General features: G+C 41.9%; 1 protein-coding gene and 2 pseudogenes. All 3 read left to right on the top strand.

Annotated features, from left to right (window positions below; translation table 11 throughout):
* Nucleotides 1-2 precede the first annotated feature (2 nt).
* Nucleotides 3-1,189, top strand: a pseudogene (locus tag LEP1GSC060_RS00155) (YncE family protein).
* A gap of 152 nt (nt 1,190-1,341) precedes the next feature.
* Nucleotides 1,342-2,180 (top strand): annotated as a pseudogene (locus LEP1GSC060_RS19045) (LA_0442/LA_0875 N-terminal domain-containing protein).
* Between the two features lie 99 nt (nt 2,181-2,279).
* Nucleotides 2,280-3,263, top strand: a complete 984-nt coding sequence (locus tag LEP1GSC060_RS00140; RefSeq protein ID WP_002992787.1) for an IS3 family transposase — start codon at nt 2,280-2,282, stop codon at nt 3,261-3,263.
* Nucleotides 3,264-3,433: the final 170 nt, after the last annotated feature.

The raw sequence follows: 3,433 nt of genomic DNA, 5'->3' as shown, positions 1-3,433 counted from the left end.
AAATCGTATTTGCTGTTTTTTACATTCTATTTTTTGCACAAAACTGTTCTTCCTTTGAATGTTCCCCCTGGGATCGATCTTGTAGTCTGCAAGCCTATTTTAGCCAGCAAGTCAATCCGTCCGATAACACATTATCAAATAGTAATGATGTCCCCGGCTCGCCGGCAACGGTTCCTCCCAATCTTTTGTATTCCACAAATGAAAATTCGAACACGGTAACTTATTTCAACGCAACGAACGGAAATTATCTCAACGGCACGTTGGCCGCTTCCAGTTTTGTTACGGGAGCAAATCCGTGGGGCGCCGCAGTCAATCCATCCGCCAACATTTTATACGTTACGAACAATACCAGTAACACGGTCACTTATTTCAATGCAACGAACGGAAGTTATATCAACGGCACGTTGGCCGCTTCCAGTTTTGTTACGGGAAACAACGTGTTGTCGGTCGCGGTCAATCCATCCTCCAATATCTTATACGTCATAAATCGAAATTCGGATACGGTCACCTACTTCAACGCAACGAACGGGAATTATATCAACGGCACTCTGGTCGCTTCCAGTTTTGCCACGCAGGTAGGAGGAATGTCATGGGGTCTTGAAGTCAACCCATCCTCCAATATCTTATACGTTACAAACTTTAATAGTAATAACGTAACTTACTTTGATGCGACGAATGGGAATTATATGAACGGCACGTTGCCCGCCTCCATTTTGTTACGGGAGCAAACCCGACTCGCGCTCTATACAATCCTTCCGCCAACATCCTATACGTGATAAACTTCGGTAGTGATACGGTAACCTTTTTTGATGCGACAAACGGAAATTATATCAACGGTACGTTGGCCGCTTCCAGTTTTGTTACGGGAGCAGGTCCGTGGGGCGCCGCATTCAATCCTTCCGCCAACATTTTATATGTTACGAACAACACCGGTAACACGGTCACTTATTTCAATGCGACTACCGGGGCGTATATCAACGGCACGTTGGCTGCTTCCAGTTTTGTTACGGGAAACAATCCACAGTGGGTCGAATATAACCCCTCCGCCAACATCTTATACGTTGCAAACTTTAATAGTAATACAGTAACTTTTTTCAACGCGACGACCGGGGCATATATCTACGGCACGTTGGCTGCTTCCAGTTTTGTTACGGGAACAAACCCACATTTGGTTAGAGTCAATCCTTAGTAAACGAAACTTATGGCTTTTTTCAAAAACGAATTCTTTCGTTTCAACGGATCTTACGGCACGTCCCAAAACTCCAGTTTACTTTGTCCGAAATATCAGCCGCAAGATTTTGCCCCAGTTTTAGGGTAGAACCTTATACTTTTTTCGGTTTTATAAAAGCGGAGATTCTTTTGAAACATTTAATATTGTTCTCATTTCTTTTTCTCGCTGTTCCGATTTGGAGCGAACAGACGATCCTTTTGAAAAACGGAACTTCCGTTAAAGGAGATGTCACCGGCCAGAACGAAAATAGTGTCACGGTTCGTTTGCGGGACGGAGGTGTTCGAACGTTTTCTAAAACGAGCATTCTTAAAGTGATTTACAAAGATATAAACGAAGAGGAAGCGATACACATTCGTCAATTAGAAGAGGCAAAAATTCGAGAGGTCAAAACGAGGGAAGAAAAAAAGGAACCGAAGAAAAGGCGGTTTTTAACCGTAAGGATTTAGGACAAAAAAATCGTTGGAGTCTTGTCTGGAGGTCGGCCGTCCTTCCCGGTTGGGGACATTACAAAGCGGATCGAAAAATTATCGGGATCGCCTACGGCACTCTTTTTTGGGGAAGTTTATTTCTTACAATGAACGCAGCAAAGAATGTGAAAAATGCAAAATCGCAATACGAAGACGTATCGGCGGTTGTACAATTATTACCTTCCGACCAAATTCCTATACTGGGACAATTGATCGTGAGCGGGAAACGTTCCGAATATAAGAAATCGATCGACGAGTATGAAAAGGTGGCGACCGGAACCGTTTTGATTTATTTAATCCAATTGGCAAATTCTTATTTTACGGGTATCCGCTGGGAGAAAGAAGAAGTGGCAGTCACGCCTACGGGTGTGATTCTCCAAAAAGGAATCCAATTGGATTCCATGAGAGAATCCAATGTTTTCCATTCCGGATCCGGTGTTATAGGTTGGAGAGCGGAAGTTCGTTACAATTGGTTTTTTTAAGGAATCTTTATGAGAGGGTATTATTCTATTTTAATGTTATTGGCGCTTCTGAATCGTTATAAGAACTCGTCCCAAAACATACGAAAATTGCGGAAATGAATGCGATGCCGAAAAAACTCGAGACGTTTTGGGACAAACTCTAAGTTTAAGGAAAGAACTCTTGGAAGTAACGGAGGAGAGGGAGATCTTAAAAAAGTCCGTGGCCATCTTCTTGAGACCAAGGAAATGAAATATACATATATAGAAAAAAATCATTTTCCTGTAGAGAAGATATGCAAGATTCTTAATGTATCTAAGAGCGGTTACTATGATTGGTTGAAACGAGAAGATAATAAAAGAGAAAAGTCCAATCAAGAGCTGGACGAAAGAATTCGCCGTCTATTTGAAGAGCATGAAGGTAGATCTGGATATTTACGAATTCATCAAGACCTACGATCGGAAGGGGTTGTCGTATCTAAGAATCGAGTTTACAGAAGAATGCGTAAACTGGGTTTAAAAGCGGATCGGAGGCGTTCTTTTCGTCCCGTGACAACAGACTCGAAGCACAGACTTCCTGTGGCACCTAATCTTTTAGATCAAGTCTTCAAGTCGGATGGATTGAATCGGATTTGGCTTTCAGACATCACTTACATACCGATCAATGGGAAATGGATTTATCTATTTGCGATCAAAGATCTTTTCAATCGAGAGATCATCGGTTGGGAATTAGGTTCGACATTGGAAACGAAACATCTCCTGAAGGCTTTTGAGAAAGCTCTTTCTCGTAGAGGATATCCAAAAGAAGTCATATTTCATTCCGATAGAGGAGTTCAATATGCAAGTGAGGACTTTAGAAAAGTATTAAATACGAATGAATTTGTCCAAAGCATGAGTAGAAAAGGTAACTGCTATGACAATGCTCCGATGGAATCGTTCTTTAAAACTCTAAAAGTAGAGGAGGTTTACAGAAGGAAATTCAACACAACAAGAGAGGCACAATATTTTCTGTTTGACTATATCGAAAGATATTACAACAGAAAGAGAAGACACTCGGCTTTAGGCTATCTTACACCTGTCGAGTTTCGAGAAAAAATTACTGCATAGCAATGTCCGTTTTTTCGGGGGAAGTCCAAATTGGTTCCGAACGAATGCCGCTTACGACTGCTCCGATCAACGGAACTAGAAAATTATACTATATAAGACGGTCGCATTTAAGAGTGAATGAAAACGCCAACCCCCCGACAATTCGGGTATTACGAAAAACCCGGGGGACT

Origin of the sequence: Leptospira weilii serovar Ranarum str. ICFT, assembly GCF_000332415.1 — a bacterium.
In the GTDB taxonomy this organism is placed as follows: Bacteria; Spirochaetota; Leptospiria; order Leptospirales; family Leptospiraceae; genus Leptospira; species Leptospira weilii_A.
Note: the sequence above shows the minus strand (reverse complement) of the source record. Positions and strands in the feature narration are given on the sequence as shown.